Source organism: Streptomyces sp. NPDC007945 (genome assembly GCF_042958885.1).
GTDB lineage: Bacteria > Actinomycetota > Actinomycetes > Streptomycetales > Streptomycetaceae > Streptomyces.
In genome coordinates this window covers 408,959-426,328 of sequence record NZ_JBIBJV010000004.1, presented here as the reverse complement: position 1 = coordinate 426,328, position 17,370 = coordinate 408,959, and the positions used below count along the sequence as shown (strand labels likewise).

17 protein-coding genes are annotated in these 17,370 nt (G+C 72.8%); 8 read left to right on the top strand and 9 right to left on the bottom strand.

Translation table 11 applies throughout. The features are described from left to right. Positions 1–125: 125 nt before the first annotated feature. Both ACFZCF_RS16055 and ACFZCF_RS16050 read left to right on the top strand, forming a co-directional pair. On the top strand, positions 126–728 hold the full coding sequence (locus ACFZCF_RS16055) for a CGNR zinc finger domain-containing protein (protein WP_391286936.1): 603 nt from the start codon (positions 126–128) through the stop codon (positions 726–728). Positions 729–970: 242 nt separating this feature from the next. Continuing rightward, entirely contained in the window at positions 971–2,260 is a 1,290-nt protein-coding gene (locus ACFZCF_RS16050) for a PQQ-binding-like beta-propeller repeat protein (RefSeq protein WP_391286935.1), read from the top strand. Positions 2,261–2,287: 27 nt separating this feature from the next. On the opposite strand, the gene ACFZCF_RS16045 is transcribed toward ACFZCF_RS16050, so the two are convergent. Continuing rightward, complete coding sequence (locus ACFZCF_RS16045; RefSeq protein ID WP_391286934.1) at positions 2,288–3,661, bottom strand: glutamate ligase domain-containing protein; 1,374 nt, start codon at positions 3,659–3,661, stop codon at positions 2,288–2,290. A gap of 181 nt (positions 3,662–3,842) precedes the next feature. Here ACFZCF_RS16045 and ACFZCF_RS16040 point away from each other — a divergent pair, with 181 nt between their 5' ends. Then, positions 3,843–4,598 carry a carbonic anhydrase gene (locus ACFZCF_RS16040; protein WP_391286933.1) on the top strand — a complete coding sequence of 252 codons (756 nt, stop codon included), beginning with the start codon at positions 3,843–3,845 and terminating at the stop codon, positions 4,596–4,598. 74 nt (positions 4,599–4,672) lie between these two features. Here the strand turns inward: ACFZCF_RS16040 and ACFZCF_RS16035 are convergent, their stop codons facing one another. Then, positions 4,673–5,203 carry a GNAT family N-acetyltransferase gene (locus ACFZCF_RS16035; protein ID WP_391286932.1) on the bottom strand — a complete coding sequence of 177 codons (531 nt, stop codon included), beginning with the start codon at positions 5,201–5,203 and terminating at the stop codon, positions 4,673–4,675. A 160-nt stretch (positions 5,204–5,363) separates the two neighbouring features. Here ACFZCF_RS16035 and ACFZCF_RS16030 point away from each other — a divergent pair, with 160 nt between their 5' ends. After that, positions 5,364–5,714, top strand: a complete 351-nt coding sequence (locus tag ACFZCF_RS16030; protein WP_388447408.1) for a hypothetical protein — start codon at positions 5,364–5,366, stop codon at positions 5,712–5,714. A gap of 128 nt (positions 5,715–5,842) precedes the next feature. Here ACFZCF_RS16030 and ACFZCF_RS16025 read toward each other — a convergent pair whose 3' ends face one another. Then, the gene (locus tag ACFZCF_RS16025) at positions 5,843–6,259 is read right to left on the bottom strand and encodes an ArsI/CadI family heavy metal resistance metalloenzyme (RefSeq protein WP_391286931.1); all 417 of its coding nucleotides are present in this window, start codon (positions 6,257–6,259) and stop codon (positions 5,843–5,845) included. A gap of 116 nt (positions 6,260–6,375) precedes the next feature. Between ACFZCF_RS16025 and ACFZCF_RS16020 the strand changes: the two genes are divergently transcribed. From ACFZCF_RS16020 to ACFZCF_RS16005, 4 genes are read left to right on the top strand one after another with little or no spacing between them, the layout of a single operon-like run. Beyond that, positions 6,376–6,756: a metalloregulator ArsR/SmtB family transcription factor gene (locus ACFZCF_RS16020; protein ID WP_391286930.1), complete on the top strand. Its 381-nt coding sequence runs from the start codon at positions 6,376–6,378 to the stop codon at positions 6,754–6,756. Beyond that, complete coding sequence (locus ACFZCF_RS16015) at positions 6,753–7,586, top strand: aquaporin (protein WP_391286929.1); 834 nt, start codon at positions 6,753–6,755, stop codon at positions 7,584–7,586. Before ACFZCF_RS16020 ends, ACFZCF_RS16015 begins: the two co-directional genes overlap by 4 nt. 18 nt (positions 7,587–7,604) lie before the next feature. Further along, complete coding sequence (locus ACFZCF_RS16010) at positions 7,605–8,048, top strand: arsenate reductase ArsC (RefSeq protein WP_388447416.1); 444 nt, start codon at positions 7,605–7,607, stop codon at positions 8,046–8,048. Further along, positions 8,045–8,605 (top strand): GNAT family N-acetyltransferase, encoded by a 561-nt coding sequence (locus ACFZCF_RS16005; protein WP_388447418.1) that lies wholly within the window; start codon positions 8,045–8,047, stop codon positions 8,603–8,605. Before ACFZCF_RS16010 ends, ACFZCF_RS16005 begins: the two co-directional genes overlap by 4 nt. Here ACFZCF_RS16005 and ACFZCF_RS16000 read toward each other — a convergent pair. From ACFZCF_RS16000 to ACFZCF_RS15975, 6 genes are all read right to left on the bottom strand, one after another. Continuing rightward, positions 8,587–10,131 carry a fibronectin type III domain-containing protein gene (locus ACFZCF_RS16000; RefSeq protein WP_391286928.1) on the bottom strand — a complete coding sequence of 515 codons (1,545 nt, stop codon included), beginning with the start codon at positions 10,129–10,131 and terminating at the stop codon, positions 8,587–8,589. The genes ACFZCF_RS16005 and ACFZCF_RS16000 overlap by 19 nt on opposite strands. 192 nt (positions 10,132–10,323) lie before the next feature. Next, complete coding sequence (locus tag ACFZCF_RS15995; protein ID WP_391286927.1) at positions 10,324–11,673, bottom strand: cytochrome P450; 1,350 nt, start codon at positions 11,671–11,673, stop codon at positions 10,324–10,326. Between the two features lie 168 nt (positions 11,674–11,841). Further along, positions 11,842–12,282, bottom strand: a complete 441-nt coding sequence (locus tag ACFZCF_RS15990) for a VOC family protein (RefSeq protein ID WP_391286926.1) — start codon at positions 12,280–12,282, stop codon at positions 11,842–11,844. A gap of 167 nt (positions 12,283–12,449) precedes the next feature. Beyond that, positions 12,450–13,265 carry a xanthine dehydrogenase accessory protein XdhC gene (gene xdhC, locus ACFZCF_RS15985; protein ID WP_391287095.1) on the bottom strand — a complete coding sequence of 272 codons (816 nt, stop codon included), beginning with the start codon at positions 13,263–13,265 and terminating at the stop codon, positions 12,450–12,452. 1 nt (position 13,266) lies between these two features. Continuing rightward, positions 13,267–15,687, bottom strand: coding sequence for a xanthine dehydrogenase molybdopterin binding subunit (gene xdhB, locus ACFZCF_RS15980; RefSeq protein WP_391286925.1), 2,421 nt, complete (start codon positions 15,685–15,687; stop codon positions 13,267–13,269). Continuing rightward, positions 15,684–17,225, bottom strand: a complete 1,542-nt coding sequence (locus ACFZCF_RS15975) for an FAD binding domain-containing protein (RefSeq protein ID WP_391286924.1) — start codon at positions 17,223–17,225, stop codon at positions 15,684–15,686. Before ACFZCF_RS15975 ends, xdhB begins: the two co-directional genes overlap by 4 nt. Positions 17,226–17,370 lie beyond the last annotated feature (145 nt).

Sequence of the window (17,370 nt, the reverse complement as noted above, 5' to 3'; positions counted from 1 at the left end):
GGAGTCTCATGGGTGATTGGTCGATTGGACATGAGAATGGATGAGCCTCATGATCACAGAGGGGAGTCTCACATGCAATGATGGATTCACCCATGAGATGTCGACTTCGACGAGAGGAGCGGAGGGTGAGGTTCGGTCACATCGCGGGCGACCGCATGCTCGACCTGGTGAACACCGTCGCGTGGCGACGCGGCGGACCCGAACGCACCGAGTCCCTGAGGACCTATGCCGACGTCGTCGAGTGGTGCCTCGAATCCGGCCTGATCGACGAGGACGAGGCCGCCACCCTGAACGGGCTCGCCGACCGGGACGGGCCCGCGGCCGAACGAGAACGCGAACTGGTCGTCGCCGCGCGGGAGGACGTCTACGGGGTCCTCTTCGAGAACGACAGCGAAGCCGCCGCCGGCCTCGCTCGCCTGTACCGGGCAGCGGTCGCCGCGGCGGACCTGGTCCCCTCGGACGGCCGCTGGCGGTGGCAGGAGCGGGAGCCCGACCTCCGCCTCCCCCGCCACCGCATCGTCCGGGGGCTGGTGGCCCTCACCCAGCGCGACGACCTCGACCGTCTGCACCAGTGCGAGGACGCCACGTGCGGATGGGTCTACCTGGACACCTCACCGCGACGGAACCGCCGCTGGTGCGACACGAAGGACTGCGGCGACCGCAACCGCGCCCGCGCCTACTACGCCCGGCAGAAGGAGAAGCAGAAGGAGAAGCAACAGCAGCGGTAGGCGCGGAGCCGTGCCCTCCGCCGGGTGCGCCGCGAAGGCCGCCGCAGTGTCCCGATTGGTTCACGAGGACGTCCCGATTGGACCCCGACACCGCGTCCGGCCTGCGACGACGGATAGGTTCCAGGCCGCGGGGGTCACACGGAAGCACGCACAGACGTACGCAGGCACAGACGTACGGACGTACGGACGGCGTCGACCCCGGGCACTCTTCCGATCCGACGGCTCCACGGGGGTACAGCGACATGATCATGCGAGGCGACGGCGTGCCGGGTGGCGGGTTCTCCCGGCGGCGCGCACTGCGGCTGGCCGGCGGCGGACTCGCCCTCGCCGCCCTGACGATGGGCGCCACCGGCTGCCGCGAGGACGGCGCCGACCTCGGCGGGTCGGGAAACCCGGCGGGATCGGGCGCGTCAGGAGCATCCGAGAGCCCCGGCGACGGCAAGCCGGTCGGCGGTGACCAGCCCGCCGGGGGCGGCGCAGGCAAGGACGGCCGGGCGCCCCGACCGCTCTGGACGAGAACGACGTCCGCGCAGACCTACGGCGACAACGACGAACTCGTCGCCGCGAACGGCGTGGTGATCGCCAGCGGCGAGCCGCTGGCCGCGCTGGACGCCGCGTCGGGCACGGAGCGGTGGTCGTTGAAGGACGGTGCGGTGCCCGGCGCGCCCATGCTGCTCGGGGCCGGAACGCTGTACCTGGCCAGCGCCACGTACGACGGCACGGTCGCCGGCTACGACCCGGCCACGGGCAAGGAGACCTGGCGCAGCCACCTCGGCAAGGGCTACCGGCAGCCGCGACCGATCGCGGTGGACGACGAGCAGGTGTACGTCATCGCCGAGGTCCTGGAAGCCGACGGGTCGTCCAGGACCAACGTGATCGCCGCACTGAACAGCCGTACCGGTCGCCTGGCGTGGAAGGAGCGGCGCGACGTCGGCACCGAGGGCAACGGCATCCACGCCCAGGCGCAGGGCCGCCACCTCGTGTACACCGACTTCAAGAAGAACCTCACAGTGCGCGACACCACCACCGGCAGGCAGGTGTGGACGCACAAGACCACGAAGACCAACTACGGCTTCTTCGCCGTGCACGAGAACCTGGTGATCGTTCCGCAGGGGCCGAAGCTCCAGGCCTTCGGCCTCGCCGACGGTGCGCTGAAGTGGTCGGCGGAGACGGCGGAGAGCTACGTCTCGTTCAAGGAGCCGGCCGTCCTGGACGGCGTCCTCTACCTCGCGGACAGCAGCCGTACGCTGCGCGCCCTCGACCCCCGCACCGGCAAGGTGCTCTGGACGTCCCAGGCGCTCGCCGACGCGGACATCACGGTCCCGCGCCAGTACGTGAAGGCCGGCGGCGTCCTGTACGCGGCGACGGACCTGGACCAGCGGGGCGGGGTCATCGCCATCGACGCGAAGTCGGGTGCGGTGCGGTGGACGTTCAACGACGGCTCCGGTGACTACCACGCGTGGCTGGTGGCCACCGACGGGAAGCACGTGTTCGCCCTGCACGGCAAGAAGCTGCACGCGCTGCCCGTCTGACGCCCCGCACCGCCCGCCGCGCCGCCGTCACGCGGACGGCAGGCCCAGCGCCGTACGGGCCTCGCCGACCAGGCGCAGCGAGCCGATGACGACGATCAGGCCGCCGGCTCCAGCAAGTTCGGCGGCGCGGTGGAGCGCGGCGGGCGTGTCCTCGGCGATCACGCACGGACCTCGGCGGGCCGGGGCGAACCGGGCGTGCAGGGCGTCGGGGTCCGCGGCCCGGGTCGCTCCGGTGCGGGTGAGGACCAGGGGCCAGTCGGCGGGGAGCGGGGCGAGCATGCCGGAGGCGTCCTTGTCGCCCATCGACGCGAAGAGCAGCACGGGCGCTCCCCCGTCTCCGTCGCGGCGGGCGCGGCGCAGGATCTCCGGGGCCACGGTCTCCACGCCCTGGGGGTTGGTGGCGCCTTCGAGGAGGACGCGGCCCGTCCAGTCTCCGAGGCGGGTCTCGACCAGTTCGAGGCGGCCGGGCCAGCGGGTGGCCGCCAGCCGGGCGCGGAGCCGGTCACCGTCCGGCTCCTGGATGTGGCCGCGTTCGGCGAGGGCGTCCACGGAGGCGATCGCGACGGCGAGGTTGTGGTGCTGATGTGCCCCGGGGAGCGGGCAGGGCAGGTCGCGGTGGACGGCGCGGGGCGTGGAGACGTCGACGAGCGTCACCGGGCCGCCAGGGCCGCCGTCCTGACCGGTGGGGCGGGCGAGGCGGGTGGTGTAGCGGATCTCGTGGCCCAGGCGCCAGACGGTCAGCCCCGTCCGTTCCCCGAGGACGCGCTCGGCGGCCGTGGCCGCCTCCGGGTCCAGGCGTCCGAGGACGACGTGGTCCCCGTCCCGTGCGGCCCCCACCTTCGCCTCGGCGATCTCGGCGAGGGAGGTGCCGAGCAGGCGGGTGTGGTCGAGGCCCACGCCGGTGACCACCTTGACGTCCAGGCCGAGTTCGGCGGCCGCCGCCCGGCTCCCGCCGATGCTCGCCTCGGCGACGGTCAGTGCGACGCCCGCCCGCCGGAAGTGCACGGCCGCGGTGGTCGCGTGGATGCCCTGGGGCAGGACGGGCAGGTCGTGCCGTTCGATCGCCCGCCAGACCTCGGAGTACGCCGCGGCGTACTCGGCGCGGGTCACGGGGATCCCGTCGATCCGGATGCGTTCCCTGAGTTCCTGCAGGTGCGGGCTGGGCATGCTGCCGACCCGCGCGCCGGTCGCGGTCACCGCCGACACGGCGAACGCGCACGTCGATCCCTTGCCGTTCGTCCCGACCACCAGCATCCCGCGGAGCCCCCGCTCGGGACGGCCCAGCACCTCCAGCAGACGGGAGACGTTCGCCTGGCGCACCGTCCGGGGAACCCCGCCGGGGTTCTCGTGCACCTTCGCCAGCATGTCGACGCACATTCGGTAGTCCACATCAGCGATCATGCCACCGAGCGTGGCGGACCGGCGACGGACAGCGAGCGCCTGCCATCGGCTCACCCCGAGGCGGGAATTTCCTGGATCCAACTCGGCTCATTCCTCCCCGAGTTCAATGGGAATCAAAGAGACCTCGTGCATTCGGCAAACAGACGGACGGAGCCGTCCGGACCAGCCGTACGTTCCCGCCATGAACGAATCTTCGGAACCCCTTCCCTCCGCCGGTGACGTCCGGAGGGCGACGCCCTCGCGCCGCGGTCTACTGCGTACCGCCGTGACCGGGGCGGCCGTGACCACGGGTGCGTGGGCCCTGGGCACCCCGCCAGCGACAGCGGCTCCCGCCCCGCGGCGGCGGATCCGGCCGGCGACGCCCGGAGCGGCGCTGCGCGAGCTGTACGCGGGCAACCGGCGCTGGCGCACCTTCCGCGAGAGGCATCCGCACGAGACGCGCGCCGTCCGCACCGAGGTGGTGTCGGGGCAGCACCCGTTCGCGGTCGTCCTCGGCTGCATCGACTCCCGGGTCCCGCCGGAGCTCGTCTTCGACCAGGGGCTGGGCGACCTGATCGCCGTCCGCTCCGCCGGCGAGGTCCTCGACGAGGCGGTGCTCGGCAGCGTGGCGTACGGAGTGCTGGACCTCGGGATACCCCTGGTCATGGTCCTCGGGCACCAGTCGTGCGGCGCGGTGTCCGCGGCGGTCCACGCGGACGAGACCGGCGAGACGCTGCCCGCCCACATCCAGTACCTCGCCGAGCAGATCAAGCCCGCGATCGACCACTCCCTCCCTCTCACCGCACGCGTCGACGCCGCCGTCACCGCGCAGGTCGGGCTCGTACGTTCCCGGCTCGCCGCGGAGCCCGACCTGGCCGCCAGGATCGCGGAGGGCCGGCTGGCCGTCGTCGGCGCACGCTACGAACTGACGAACCAGGTCGTCCGCGAGGTCCCCTGACCCCCGGCGGCGACGGTGCCCGGATGCCGGGCGTCCCGGGTGGTCCTCGGCCCCTGCGCCCGCCCGGGCGGCGTTCAGGGCGTGCGCACGCGGAGCACCATGGTGTCCGAGTCGCCTTCCCGCCCGACCGTGACGAATCCGCGGGAGGCGTAGAGCGCGGCGGCGCGGTTGCCGTCCTCGACGCTGAGGCTCAGGCGCGCGACGCCCGACCGGGCCGCCCTCTCCACCACCGCGTCCAGCAGAGCGCCGCCGACGCCCCGGCCCCGGTGTCCGGGGAGCACGCCGACGGTCAGCTCGGGCACCTCCGGGTCGACGTATCCGTACCCCGGATCGTCCGCGGGGAAGGTCCTGGCCCAGACCGCCCCTACCGGCTCGCCCGAGGCGTCCTCGGCGACCACGCCGAAGTCCCCTGCCCGCGGCCACCCGGTGACGTAGTGGGCGAAGTGCGGCGTCGCCAGGATCTCCTCCCGACGGAACCGCGGCCCCTTCCAGTTGAACGCCTCCAGCAGCATCTCGACCAGGAAGTCGGCGTCGTCCGCGGTAGCCGGCCGCAGCCGGACTCCGGCTCGCGGGCGGTCCGCCCGGGCCGCGGAATCCTCGTTCATGTTCTTCCCTGTTCACGCGGTCGTCGGTTGTCGGTCACCGGGCCCCGGGGACGCATCCGGTCGGGCTCACCTGCGGTGGCGCACCTGGTGTGGGGGCCCTCGCGAGGGGGTATCCCCAGCTTCGGCCACACCTGGCGGATCAGATCACACGGGGGCGGGGATGGATCGCAAGGGCGTGGACAAGGGCTGTCTCGGTCTCGGCCTGATCTTCCTGCCGTTCGCGGTGGGGCTCGGGTATGCGCTGCTCATGATGGCCTGGCGGCTCGGGCGCTATCTGTGGACCACGGGCGTGCCGCGGCTCGCCGAGGGGGATGCGGGGGCGTGGACCGTGTTCGGCATGGTTCTGTTCCTCGTCGCGGTGGTCGCCTTCATCCACTGGCTCGCGGGGCGCGACGGCGGGCCGAGTCCCCGGCCCGGGCGGGCGGTCCACCAGGGCGAGGACTGGTACTGGAAGGCCGATCCGATCGAGTACCCGCCGAAACCCGATGGTGAACCGAAACGGGGGCCATAGCCGGATTCGCGGGCCGGACGCCGGTTCGTGGCGTCCGGCCTCGCCCGGTTCGGGGGGTGACGCCTCGCCGGGTACGGGTCGTCCGCCCTCGTCGGGTTCGGGGTGTGAGGCGTACGCCCCCCTGCCGGTCAGGCGCAGCAAGCCTCGGTGTCGGGGGCGGGGCTCTTGTCCAGCCGGTCGGCGTCGGCCTTGACGACGTAGACCTCCCACGGCTCCTTGCCGGGGCCGGTGACCCACACCTTGTCCTGGAGGGCGTAGCAGCAGGAGGTGTCGTTCTCCTCCACGGTCGACAGTCCGGCGTCCTTCAGCCGGCCGGTCGCGGCGTGGACCTGCGCGGAGGTGGCGACTTCGACGCCGAGGTGGTCCAGGCGGGTGTCCTCGCCCGGCTGGCCCTCGATGAGGACGAGCTTGAGCGGGGGTTCGACGAGGGAGAAGTTGGCGTAGCCCTGGCGGCGCTTCGCGGGCTCGGCGCCGAAGAGCTTGGCGTAGAAGGCGACCGACGCTTCCAGGTCGGCTACGCGCAGGGCCAGTTGGACACGGGACATGACTGTCTCCCCTTCGTGGCGTGGCGCATGGGCACCACGCCCACGCACCCACTGTTTCGACGTCTGTCGATATAGCCGACCTTGCCATCGGGATCGACCGCTGTCAATATTGAGGAATGTCGAAACAAGCTGGTCTGCCGGTGCTCGGGCAGGACGAGGCGGCGTGCTGCGCGCCGATGGTCCGTGAGCCGCTCGGCGAGGAGGCGGCGGTCGAGCTGTCGCGGATGTTCAAGGCGCTGTCGGACCCGATCCGGCTGCGCCTGCTGTCCCTGATCGCGTCCCACGAGGGCGGGGAGGCGTGCGTGTGCGACCTCACCGGCCCGTTCGACGTCTCCCAGCCGACGATCTCCCACCATCTGAAGGTGCTGCGGGAGGCCGACCTGGTCGGCTCCGAGCGACGTGGCACGTGGGTGTACTACTGGGTGCTGCCCGACACCCTGGCGCAGCTGTCCGCCCTGCTCCAGATCCCCGCCGTCACCGCGAAGGCGTCGGTGTGACCGCGCCTCTGCCGCGACGGGCCGCGGTCGAGGGGCTCGGCACCGCCGCGCTGGTCACGGTGGTCGTCGGCTCCGGGATCCAGGCCACCGCGCTGACCCGTGACGTCGGGACGCAGCTCCTCGCCAACTCCCTGGCCACCGTCTTCGGCCTCGGCGTGCTGATCGCCCTGCTCGGCCCGGTGTCCGGGGCCCACTTCAATCCGGTGGTCACCCTCGCCGCCTGGTCGACCGGCCGCCGCCGCGCCGGCGCCGAGGCCTTCACCGCGCGCGAGGCCGCGGCGTACATCCCCGCCCAGATCGCCGGGGCGATCGCCGGCGCGGTACTGGCCGACGCGATGTTCGGCGAGCCGCTGCTGCGCCTGTCCACCCACGACCGGTTCGCCGGGCACCTGTGGCTGGCGGAGGTCGTGGCCACCGCCGGGCTGGTGTGGCTGGTCTTCGGCCTGGCCCGCACGGGCCGGGCCCACCTCGCGCCGGCGCTGGTCGCCGCCTTCATCGGGTCGGCGTACTGGTTCACCTCCTCCACCTCCTTCGCCAACCCGGCCGTCACGATCGGACGGGCGTTCACCGACACCTTCGCCGGCATCGCCCCCGCCTCCGTGCCGCCCTTCCTCGCCGCGCAGCTCGTCGGCGCGATCGCGGGCCTCGGCCTGGTCGCACTCTGCTTCGGCCGCGAGGTCCAGAGCCCCACGGAACCTGCGCCCACGGAACCTGCGCCCACGCCACCCGTACTCACGGAAGCTGTGCCCACGGAAGCCGTGTTCACGTCGCCGGCCCCGGGGACGGACGCCTCGGACCCGACGCGGCAGCCCGCCACCCGTACCCACTGAAGAAAGCGCCCCAGCCCGATGAATACCGCCCCCACTCCTGCTCCCACCCCTTCCCTCGTTCCCTCCGTGCTGTTCGTCTGCGTCCACAACGCCGGTCGGTCGCAGATGGCCGCGGCCTTCCTCACCCACCTCGGCGAGGACCGGGTCGAGGTCCGCTCGGCCGGCTCCGCCCCGGCGAGCACGGTGAACCCGGCCGTGGTCGAGGCCATGCGGGAGTCGGGCATCGACATCTCGGCCGAGACGCCGAAGGTCCTCACCACCGAGGCGGTCCAGGCCTCCGACGTGGTGATCACCATGGGGTGCGGCGACGCCTGCCCGTACTTCCCCGGCAAGCGGTACCTGGACTGGCAGCTCGACGACCCGGCTGGCCAGGGCGTCGCGGCCGTCCGTCCGATCCGCGACGAGATCGAACGCCGCGTCCGGGGCCTGCTCGCGGAACTCGGCGTCGAGGCGGCGGTGTGACGGTGACGGCCGCGGAGAGCGGCGTACGCATCGCGCCGCTCCGGCCCGAGCACGCCGCACAGGTGCTGGGGATCTACCAGCTGGGCATCGACGAGGGGAACGCGACGTTCGAGACCGCCGCCCCCACCTGGCAGGCGTTCGACGAGGCGAAACTGCCCGACCACCGCCTGGTCGCCCTCGACGCCGACCGGGTCCTGGGCTGGGCCGCCGTCGTCCCGGTCTCCGACCGGTGCGCGTACGCCGGTGTCGTCGAGCACTCCGTCTACGTCCATCCCGGCGCCCGGGGCCGCGGTGTGGGCCTGGCCCTGCTGACCGCCCTGCTCGCCTCCACGGACGCCGCCGGGATCTGGACGGTGCAGTCCGGGATCTTTCCGGAGAACACCGCCAGCCTCGCGCTGCACCGGCGCGCCGGCTTCCGCGTCATCGGCACCCGCGAACGCATCGGCCGCCATCACGGCGCCTGGCGCGACGTCGTCCTCGTCGAACGCCGCAGCCCCGCCGTCGGGGTCGACGCACGGGGCTCGGCGACGCCGGGCGATCAGCACCTGACCCAGTAGCCCGGCGAGGTCTCCTTGATGGTGCTGGAGGCCAGGACGTTCCAGAGGCCGAGGTACTGGTTCGAGCCGTTGGCGTAGGTGTGGCCGCCGGACTGGTGGGCCCGCCCGGCCTGGGTGTGGGCGTAGTTGTCGGCGGTCACGCAGAGCGCGGCACCGGTGGTGGTGGCCGTGACGGGGGCGCTCCTGGCGCCGGGCGCTCCGGAGGCGTCGACGGCCGCGACCGTGTAGCCGTACGCCGTGCCGGCGGTCAGGCCGGAGTCGGTGTGGCCGGTGGACGTCACCGGGGTCGCGTTCACCTTGGCGCCGTCGCGGTAGACGTCGTACGAGGCCGCGCCCGGGACCGCGTTCCAGGAGAGCGAGGCGCTCGAAGCGGTGGTGGCGGTGACGGTCACTCCGGTGGGGGCGGGGAGGCCGGGGGCGGGGGTGCCGGTGGTGCCGGCGCCGAGGGCCTTCGCCATGTTCGTCACGGCCCTCATCTGGGGGCCGCTCTTCTGCGCGTAGTCGGCCGACTTGTAGCCCCACCAGTCCCAGCAGCCGCGCGGGTTGCCGGTCATGGTGGTGGCCTGCGGGTAGAGGACGATCATGTCGTTGGTGTCGGCGTACTCGTTGAGGTACGCCTTGTCCATGAGGGCGTTGCCGACCAGGCCGTAGTACTGGTAGCAGCCGTGGAGCGTCACCATGAGCGTGCAGGAGGCGCCGTTCTGGCAGGACCGCGGCACGTAGGCGAAGCCTTCGCCGCCCATGCCGATGGCGCTGGAGCTGCCGCCGGGGGCGTACGCGCTCTGGTCGAACCTGACCAGCTTGCCCGTCAGCGCGGCGGAGGTCGCCGGTTCCACGCTCCCGAGCAGATGGGTCAGCATGTCCTTCACCGGGTCGCCGCCGCAGTTGTTGACGTACGGCGAGCTGGTCGACGTGCACGCGTTGGGTCCGATCGGGCTGACCCAGGCGTGGCCCGACGCGGACGTGTCGTCGTAGACGGTGTCGGCGCCGAAGTCGCGGTAGTACGTGGCGAGATCGTCGTTCACGGGGGCCTTGACGGTGGCGTCGTTGGTGCCGTGGAACAGCCAGACCTTGTCGCCCGAGAGGTTGGCGACCGGGTCGACCTTGCCCGCCGCGGCCCTGTCGCGGGTCAGCTGCTCCAGCTGGGCGGGGGTCTTGCGGGCCATGAGCGTGTCCATGCAGGCGTACAGGGCCGTGTTGAGGTTGTTCTGCGCGCAGTCGTACGGGCCGGCCGAGAAGATGCCGGCTCCCGCGAAGACGTCCGAGTAGGCGACGTGCAGTTGGTTGGCCATGAAGCCGCCGGACGAGAGGCCGCTCACGTAGGTCGCGCTGATGTCGTACCGCTGGAGCGTGCCGGACGTCGGCGGCGGAACCGCGGCCGTCGCCCCGCCGACCGTCGTGGCGGCGATGCCGGCGGCCGCCAGGGCGGCGACGAGGAGCCGGCCGAACCGGCGGACCCGCATGGTCCCGCCGTCCCCGCGGTGGCCGCCGCTGCCGCTGTTGCCGCCGATCCTTCTGATCTTCATGCGCATCTCCGGGTGCGGGTGGGGGTGAGATGCGGACATCCTGGTGAACGGCGGGGATCCCGGCCCACATGGCGTGCCGCCACTTCCGGGGCCGGGAATGTGGCGCGCGGTGCCATAGGAAGGGGCGGCGCGGCGGGCCCGCCCGCCGTTACGAGTGCCCGCCCCGGTCACCGGTGCCGAGGCCCGGCCCCCTCACGGCCGCTGGGTCCTGCGCTCCACCGCCACCCGCAGCGGGGCCCTGAACGACAGGAGCCCCAGCATGGGAGGTCCGTCCGAGGGGTCCGCCGGCCGGAGGGAGGGCAGGCGGCGGGCAGCGACCCGCAGGGCCACCGCCGCCTCCGTGCGGGCGAGCGTGGCGCCGGGGCAGAGGTGGCGGCCGGCCCCGAACGCCAGGTGGCGGCGGGCGTTCGCCCGTCCCGGGCACATGCGCTCCGGGTCCGGGAAGACGTCCGGATCGGAACCGCTGCCCATGAGCATCAGCAGCACCTGCGCGCCCGCCGGCAGCTCCACGCCGCCCAGGCGGGTGGCTTCGGCGGTCACCCGGCGCCAGGTGGTCACCGGCGGCTCACGGCGCAGGACCTCCTCCACCCACGCCTCCGCGAGGCCGTCCTCCGCGGCGGCGCCCTGCCACACCTCCGGGTCGGTGGGTGCCCGGCGGAGGACGGTGGCGATGAGCTGGCCGGTGGTGGACTGGCCGGCGACGAAGACGAAGAAGCAGGCGGCGACGGCGGTGGCCGTGTCCAGAGGGGTGCCGTCGGGCAGCCGGTGGTCGGCGAGGGCGCGGATGAAGGAGCCGGACGGCGCGTCGTCATCGCGGACGGTCGCGGTGAGCCACTGGTGGAACGCCGCGACGGGCTCGGCCAGTTCCAGCTGGCGGGCGAGCGTGGGCCGCCCCCAGAACAGTTCCAGCGCGGCGTCGCTCCAGGCGATCAGCGTGACGGGGTCGACGCCGCGGATACCGAGGAGCTCCATCAGCACCCGGCACGGGAGGACCTGGGCGAAGGGGACGAAAAGGTCGAAAGGGTCGCACGTGGCCGTCGCCGTCCCGGGCAGCCGGTCGATCAGCTCGTCGGCGATGCGCTCGATCATGGGTACGGCGGCGGCGACGCTCCGGGCGTCGAAGAACCGCATGACAACACGGCGCAGCCCCGCGTGGCTGGGGCTCCCGTTGTTGGCGAGCGCGGGCGGCAGCGTGAACCCGGCACGGACGAGGACCCGCATGACGGCGACGGGCAGCGGCGTGACCGCGTTCTGGGCGTTGTCCGGCAGGAACCGGTCCGTGTCGAGCAGGACGCGCCGGATGTCCTCGTGCCGGCTGACCAGCCACAGTCCCGTGCCGGGATCCCGGTGCACCGGCGCCTCGGCGCGCAGCCGCTCGAGCCACGGATACGGATCACGGACGAAGGAGTCGCCGAACAGGTCGAGCAGCCCCAGGGACCCGTCCGCGTGCGCGGCACCGTCGGACGGCCGGCCGTCCGACGGGAAGGAACCGGACCTGACTGCCTCGTCGACTTCGCGGGCATCCGCGACCTGGGATATCACTGCCGGAAGCTAACACGCCCCGGGCGGCGGCCCCGCCGCATGTGGGCGGCATCACGCCCCGTGACCCCCTGGTCGCCGAGACCCCATCGGTCACGTGTCCGGTGACACCGACGGCTGCGCGATCCCGGCGGGGGTCGACGTCGGGAAGGAGCGCCCGATGCCCGGGCGTCAGTTCATCCGTTGGGCCAGGGCGAGGATGATGCCCGAGGGGCCGCGGAGGTAGCAGAGGCGGTAGACGTCACCGTACTGCGCCACCTCGCCGATGAGTTCGGCACCGTGGCGGCGGAGGCGGGCGATGGTGTCGTCGATGTCGTCGACGGCGAACATGACCCGGTGCAGGCCCAGGGTGTTCGGCGGCGGGTGGGGCGAACCGTCGGCGATCGCCTCCGGGGTGCGGTATCGAACGAGTTCCAGTTTGGCGTGGCCGTCCGGGGTCCGCAGCATCGCAATCTCGCTGCGGACCCCGTCGAGACCGACGGCCCGGTCCGCGAAGAGGCCCTCGATCTGCGCCCTGCCGTCGAGCGTCATGCCCAGTTCGGTGAAGAAGGCGACGGCGGCGTCCAGGTCTTCGACGACGATGCCGACGTTGTCCATCCGTTCGAGTGTCATGGCGCTTCTCCTCTGACGGGGGCCTGGGCCGTCATGCCGTCCGGGCCGTGGCACCCTCGGCCGTGCGGGACTTCGAGCCACCGGTATACCGGGGACGGAGGCGGCGGGCTCCGTCCGACACCCGCGAGCGGGCCGCGTTTTGCGAACGTCCGCCCGCGGAGACCCGATCAGCGGCCGGCCTTCTGGAAGGTCAGGAGGAGGTCCGCCGCGACGCTGACCGCGATCGTGGCGGGTTCCTTGCCGGTGATCCCGGGGAGGCCGATCGGGGTCTTGATCCGGTCGATGGCGGCGGGATCGTGACCGCCCTCCTTGGCCAGGCGTTGCCGGAAGCGGGCCCATTTGGCGGCCGAGCCGATGAGGCCGATGGATCCGAGGCCGGGCGTGCGCAGTGCGGCGTCGCACAGCGCGGCGTCCTCGGCGTGGTCGTGCGTGGCGATCAGCACGTGGGTGCCGGGCGCGAGTTCTTCGAGGACAGCCTCGGGGAGGAGCGGGGTGTGGTGGACGTGGAGTCGGGCCACCGCGTCGTCGAGGACGGCGAGGCGTTCCGCGGTGAGCATGTCGGGGCGGCTGTCGATCAGGTGCAGGTCGAGGTCGTGCCGGGCCAGGATGCGGGCCAGTTCGATGCCGACGTGTCCGACGCCGAAGACCGCCACCGCGGGCGGCACCGGCAGGGGTTCCAGGAACACCGAGACCGTGCCCCCGCAGCACTGGACGCCGTGCGGGCCGGTCACCTTGTCGTTGAGGGCGAACTCCATCAGTTCCGGCTCGGCCTCCGCCCCGGGCGTGTCGATCAGTTCCCGGGCCCGGTCGATCGCGACGGCCTCGATGTTGCCGCCCCCGATCGAGCCCCACACCCCCGTCCTTCCCACGACGAGTTTCGCGCCGGCCTTGCGGGGTGCGTGACCGCGCACGGCCGCGACGGTCACGAGGACGCCGGCCTCACGGCGTCCCCGCAACCGCGCGACCGCGGCGATCCAGGTCATGTCAGACATGACTCGGAACGTTCACTTCCGGCACTGTGCCGCTGCCCGTGCCCGTGGTTCCCGCCACGTCCCACGGGCCCGCGCCCGACCCACCGCCCCGGGCCGCCTCGACGGCCCAGTACACCGCCTCCGGGGTCGCCGGACTGGCGAGCTCGACGCTGACGCCGGCCGGGCCGAACGCCGCCGCGGCCTGCCGCAGCGCCTCGCGCACCGAGAAGGCGAGCATGAGCGGGGGTTCGCCGACGGCCTTGGAGCCGTACACGGCGCCCTCCTCGGTGGCGTTCTCCATCAACCGGACGTGGAACTCCTCCGGCATCTCCGAGAAGCTGGGCAGCTTGTACGTGCTCGCCGCCTGGGTCAGCAGCCGGCCTCGGTGCGGGCCGTCGCCGGTGTCCCAGCGCAGGTCCTCCAGGGTCAGCCAGCCCGCGCCCTGCACGAATCCGCCCTCGACCTGACCGATGTCGATCATCGGGGAGAGGCTGTCGCCGACGTCGTGGACGATGTCCACGCGCCGGATGCGGTACGCGCCGGTGAAGCCGTCGACCTCCACCTCGGTCGCGGCGGCGCCGTGCGCGAAGTACTTGAAGGGGGAGCCCCGGAAGGACTTCGCGTCCCAGTGCAGGCCCTCGGTGCGGTAGAAGCCCGCCGCGGACAGCTGCACACGCTGGACGTACGCGGTGCGCACCAGATCCTCCCAGGCGAGTTCCTTGTCGCTGCCAAGGGCGCGCGCGACGCCGTCGACGACGCGTACGTCGGAGGCGTGGACACCGAGCCGGGTGGCGGCCACCTGAAGCAGGCGCTCGCGCAGCTGCTCGCACGCGTTCTTGATCGCCCCGCCGTTGAGGTCGGTGCCGGCGCTGGCCGCGGTCGCGGAGGTGTTGGGCACCTTGTCGGTACGCGTCGGGGCCAGCCGCACCCGGTGCAGCGGGATGCCGAGCGTGGTCGCGGCCACCTGCATCATCTTGGTGTGCAGCCCCTGGCCCATCTCGGTGCCGCCGTGGTTGATCAGGACGGAGCCGTCCTTGTAGATCAGCACCAGCGCGCCTCCCTGGTTGAAGGCGGTGAGGTTGAAGGAGATGCCGAACTTGATGCCGGTGATTGCGAGCGCCCGCTTGGTGTGCGGGTGCGCGGCGTTGAAGGCGTCGATCTCCCGCCTGCGGTCGGCGAGCCGGGCGTCGTCCTGGACCTGCCGCCAGACGGCGGTGATGCGTTCGGCCTGGGTGACCGGCTGGCCGTACGGCGTCGTCTGCCCCTGGCCGGGCCGGTAGAAGTTGCGTTCCCGCAGCTCCGTCGGGTCGAGGCCGAGCAGGGGCGCGCAGCGGCCCAGGATGTCCTCGATCACCAGCATGCCCTGGGGGCCGCCGAAGCCGCGGAAGGCGGTGTTCGAGACGGTGTTGGTCCGCGCGATGCGGCCGGCGACGCGCGCGTTCGGGATCCAGTAGGTGTTGTCGATGTGGCACAGGGCGCGGGCGAGCACCGGCTCGGAGAGGTCCAGGCTCCAGCCGCCGTCCGCCACCAGGGTGGCGTCGAGGGCCTGGATGCGGCCGTCGGCGTCGAAGCCGATCCGCCAGGTGGCGTGGAAGCCGTGCCGCTTGCCGGACATGGTGAGGTCCTGGGTGCGGTTGAGCCGGAAGCGGACGGGTCGGCCGGTCAGTCTGGCGCCGAGCGCGGCGACGGCCGCGAAGCCGTGCGGCTGCATCTCCTTGCCGCCGAAACCGCCGCCCATGCGCAGGCACTGCACGGTGACCTCGTGGGCGGGCACGCCGAGCACGTGCGCGACGATCTCCTGCGTCTCCGAGGGGTGCTGGGTGCTGCTCTGGACGAACACCTGCTCGTTCTCGTCGATCAGGGCCAGGGCGGCGTGGGTCTCCAGGTAGAAGTGTTCCTGCCCGGAGAAGCGGAACTCGCCGCTGAACACGTGCGCGGAGTCCGCGAACCCGGCGTCGATGTCGCCGGTCTCCATCAGCGGCCGGGCGCCGTGGTAGCTGCCGGCCGCGATCGCCTCCTCCAGGGTGACCAGGGCGGGGCGTTCGTCGAGCTCCACCTCGACGGCCGCGGCACCGAGCCGGGCGGCCTCCAGGGTCTCACCGAGCACCCAGGCCACGGCGTGGCCGTGGAACATGACCTCGTCGGGGAAGAGCGGCTCGTCGTGCTTCATGCCGGCGTCGTTGACGCCGGGCACGTCGGCGCCGGTCAGGACGCGGACGACGCCGGGCACGTCGAGCGCGGGCTCGGTGCGCAGCGCGGTGATCCGGCCGCGGGCCCTCATGACCTGCACGGGGTAGGCGTGCAGCACGTCCTTGGTGCGGTGCACCAGGTCGTCGGTGTAGAGCGCCGCGCCGGTGACGTGCAGGCGGGCGCTCTCGTGCGGCATCGAGACGCCGACGACGGCCTTCTCGGGACGTTCGGAGAGATGACTCATGACGACACCGCCTCGGTGGTGGTCTGGGCGTACAGCTTCAGCAGGCTCTGGCCGAGCATCGCGGAGCGGTAGAGGGCGCTGGCGCGGTGGTCGTCCATCGGCGTGCCCTCGCCGCGCAGCTCGCGCGCGGCGGCCTCGACGGTCTCCGCCGTCCACGGCCGGCCCTCCAGGGCCGCCTCCGTGGCGAGCGCGCGGATCGGGGTGGCGGCGACGCCGCCGAGCCCGATCCGCGCCTTCCGGACCGTGCCGTCCTCGGCGTCGATGTCGAGCGCGAAGGCGACGGCGACGCTGGAGATGTCGTCGAAGCGGCGCTTGGCGATCTTGTGGAAGGCGGTGACGGGCGCCTGCGGCAGCGGGACGCGGACCGCGCGGATCAGCTCGTCGGGGCGGCGGACGCTCTGCCGGTAGCCGGTGAAGTACTCGGCGAGCGGGACCACCCGCTCCCCGTCGGCGCCGGCGAGCACCAGTGACGCCTCCAGGGCGAGCAGCACCGGCGGGCTGTCGCCGATGGGGGAAGCGGTGCCGAGGTTGCCACCGAGGGTGGCGCTGTTACGGATCAGGCGCGAGGCGAACTGCGGGAACAGCGCTGCCAGCAGCGGCACTTCGCCGTCGAGTCGGCGCTCGATCTCGGTGAGGGTCAGGGCCGCGCCGAGCTCGATGCGGTCCGACTCGACGCGCAGTTGCCGCAGTTCGGGCAGGCGGTCGACGGCGACGACACAACGCTCGCGGCGGGCGCGGATGTTCACCTCGACGCCGTGGTCGGTGCCGCCGGAGACGACCACCGCCTCGGGCCGTTCGCGCAGGACGCGGAGTGCCTCGGCGAGGCTGCCCGGCCGCAGGAACGTACCGCCGTCCTGGGTGTAGTGGGTCGCTACCGGCTCCGGCGGCGCCTGGTCCCGGCGCCGCGCGAGCGGGTCGTCCGCGGCGGGGTCTCCGACGGCGAAGGCCGCGTCCCGGATCGGCCGGTAGCCGGTGCAGCGACAGAGGTTGCCGCTGAGCGCGTGCAGGTCGAAGCCGTTGGGGCCGTGCTCGTGGTGGTGGTCCGCATCAGGGGCACCTTCGGCGGGAGCGCTGGGAACGGCGACATCGACGGAAGCGGTGGAAGCGGTGGCAGCGGTGGCACCGAGGGAGGCGCGGCGGTCGGGCCGGTAGTACTCCGACGCCATGCTGCAGACGAACCCCGGGGTGCAGTAGCCGCATTGGGAGCCGCCGCGCACGGCCAGCTCCTCCTGCACGGGGTGCAGGGCGGGGGGCGTGCCGGGCGTGCCAGGGGTGGCGAGCCCTTCGGCGGTGACGACCTCCTGGCCGTCGAGTGCCGCCACGGGCACCAGGCAGGCGTTGACCGCGACCCAGTCGGTGGGCTTGTGCACGCCGGGCCGAGCCACCAGCACCGAGCACGCACCGCACTCGCCCTCGGCGCAGCCTTCCTTGGTTCCGGTGAGCCCGCGCTCGCGCAGGAAGTCCAGCACCGTGGTGTGCGCCGCGGCCGGGGCGATCGGCGCCTCCTGCCCGTTCACGGTGATCCGCGCCTCGGTCACGACGGTTCCTCGCTTCGGTGCAGGGTCGTAGGGAGGGAAGGGCAAAGGGAAGGGCAAAGGGAAAGGAAAAGGGAAGGGGAAGGGGAAGGGGAACAAGGACAGGGAGGGAGAACGGGACGGGGACGGGGATGGTTCGCCATGTCAG